General features: G+C 72.8%; 3 protein-coding genes. All 3 read left to right on the top strand.

Going from position 1 to position 2254, the window contains the following annotated elements; translation table 11 throughout:
* On the top strand, positions 1 to 612 hold a 612-nt coding region (locus tag ACFXB5_RS36065), incomplete at its 5' end, for an SDR family NAD(P)-dependent oxidoreductase (RefSeq protein WP_385216198.1).
* 11 nt (positions 613 to 623) lie between these two features.
* Positions 624 to 1541, top strand: a complete 918-nt coding sequence (locus ACFXB5_RS36060; protein WP_385216195.1) for an MBL fold metallo-hydrolase — start codon at positions 624 to 626, stop codon at positions 1539 to 1541.
* Positions 1538 to 2185 carry a bifunctional 4-hydroxy-2-oxoglutarate aldolase/2-dehydro-3-deoxy-phosphogluconate aldolase gene (gene eda, locus ACFXB5_RS36055; RefSeq protein ID WP_385216193.1) on the top strand — a complete coding sequence of 216 codons (648 nt, stop codon included), beginning with the start codon at positions 1538 to 1540 and terminating at the stop codon, positions 2183 to 2185. Before ACFXB5_RS36060 ends, eda begins: the two co-directional genes overlap by 4 nt.
* Positions 2186 to 2254 lie beyond the last annotated feature (69 nt).

The following is a 2254-nucleotide window of genomic DNA, read 5'->3' as shown; positions in this document are numbered from 1 at the left end:
GTCGCCGCCGACAACACCACCGTCGAGGGGGCGCGGGCCCTGGCCGACCAGGTCCCGGCCACGGACATCCTCATCAACAATCTCGGCATCTTCCAGCCGATGCCCTTCCTGGACATCGACGACGACGAATGGCGCCGCTACTTCGACGTCAACGTGCTCAGTGGCATCCGCCTGTCCCGGTTCTACCTGCCGGGGATGATCGACAATGGCTGGGGACGAGTCGTGTTCGTCTCCAGCGAGTCGGCTCTGCAGATCCCGCCCGAGATGGTGCACTACGGCACCACCAAGACGGCCCAGCTCGCTGTCGCCCGCGGTATGGCGGAGTTGTGCGCCGGCACCGGCGTGACCGTCAACTCGGTGCTGCCCGGCCCCACCAAGTCCGAGGGCGTCACCGACTTCGTGGCCGAGCTCAGCGGGGACGACACCGGCAAGTCGCCCGAGGAACTGGTCGACGAGTTCGTCCGGGAACACCGCCCCACCTCGCTGCTGCGCCGCGCGTCCACCACCGAGGAGATCGCCAACATGATCGTGTACCTCGGCTCCGCGCAGTCCTCGGCCACCACCGGCGCATGCCTGTCCGTGGACGGCGGCACCCGCCGGTCCGTGGTCTGACGGGGAACCCCATGTACGACATCCCCCGTACCCGTCCCGGCCCCCGCCTCGCCCTGCGCCATGCGTCCGGCGACCCCGTGTCCGGCACCTTTCCCGCCCCCGCGGGGACCGGGCCCGGCGAGGTGGCGCTGTGGTGGCTCGGCCAGGCCGGATTCGCCCTGCGCCACCGCGACAGCCTGATCCTGATCGACCCGTATCTGTCCGACACCCTCGCCCACAAGTACCGTGGCACGCTCTTCCCGCACCGGCGGATGCACCCCGCCCCGGTGGCCCCGGACGCCATCCGCGGCGTCACCGCGGTGCTGTGCACCCACGGCCACACCGACCACATGGATCCGGGGACCATCCGCGCCCTGCTCCCGCACAACGACCCCCGCTTCGTGGTGCCGCGCGCCGAACGGACGCGGGCACTGGAGCGCGGCGTCCCCGCCACCCGCCTGACCGGTACCAACGCGGGCGAGCGCATCGAGCTGGACGGCATCACCATCGAGCCGGTCCCCGCCGCCCACGAGCGCCTCGAACAGGACGAGGCCGGAGACCACCGTTTCCTCGGATACGTGCTCACCATCGCCGGGATCCGCATCTACCACTCCGGCGACTGCGTGCCCTACGACGGACAGCGCGAGCTGCTGCGCGACCTGCGCGCCGACCTCGCCCTGCTGCCCGTCAACGGCCGCGACGCCTACCGCACCGACAACGGCGTCCCCGGCAACTTCACCGTCCGGGAGGCGGCCGAGCTGTGCGAGGCGGCCGGGATCCCGCACCTGCTCTGCCACCACTTCGGCCTGTTCGACTTCAACACCGTCGACCCGGACCAGGCCCGCGACGAACTGCGGCGCCGCGCCACGCCACCGTCGTGGACCGTGCCGCGCGTCGGCCACGCCTACGTCCTCACCCCGGGCGACACCACCGCGAAAGAGGGCTCATGAACCCCCACGAACTCCTCGACGAACTGCGCCGCATCCGGGTCGTCCCGGTCGTCACCCTGCCCCACGTGCGGCACGCCGACCCGCTCGGCGAGACGCTGCTGGAGGCGGGACTGCCGGTGGCCGAGGTCACCTTCCGCACCCCGGCGGCCGCGGACGGGATCGCCACCCTGCGGGCCCGCCACCCCGGGCTGCTGGTCGGCGCCGGCACGGTGCTGGACCGCGCGACCGTGGACCGCGCCCGGGACGCGGGGGCCCAGTTCGTGGTGGCGCCCGGATTCAATCCCGACGTCGTGGACTACTGCCATGAGCGGGAGATCCCCGTCGTCCCGGGCGTCAACAGCCCCACCGGCGTCGAGGCGGCGCTGGCCAAGGGCCTGCCGCTGGTGAAGTACTTCCCGGCCGAGGCCGCGGGCGGACTGCGGTTGCTGGACGCCATGGCCGCCCCGTACGGCGGCGAGATGGCGTTCATGCCCACGGGCGGCCTGACCCCCCACAACCTTTCCGACTACCTGAGCCGTCCACAGGTGGCCGCGTGCGGAGGCACCTGGATCGCCACCGCGGCCCTGCTGACCGAGGGCGCGTACGAGGCCATCGGACGCAACGCCCGGCGCGCGGTGGAGATCGCCACCGCGGCCACCCCCTGAACCATCCCCTCGCGGGGGGCGGGGGGGGGGCGCGCGCGGACCAGCCGGGGACACCCCCCCCCGGGGCGC

Origin of the sequence: Streptomyces sp. NPDC059455 (assembly GCF_042750115.1) — a bacterium.
Classification (GTDB): Bacteria; Actinomycetota; Actinomycetes; order Streptomycetales; family Streptomycetaceae; genus Streptomyces; species Streptomyces endocoffeicus.
Note: the sequence above shows the minus strand (reverse complement) of the source record. Positions and strands in the feature narration are given on the sequence as shown.

What these genes read in the sequence shown, in the direction of transcription:
- eda (WP_385216193.1), top strand. Translation starts at nt 1,538, where the DNA reads ATGAACCCCCACGAACTCCTCGACGAACTGCGCCGCATCCGGGTCGTC.
- ACFXB5_RS36060 (WP_385216195.1), top strand. Translation starts at nt 624, where the DNA reads ATGTACGACATCCCCCGTACCCGTCCCGGCCCCCGCCTCGCCCTGCGC.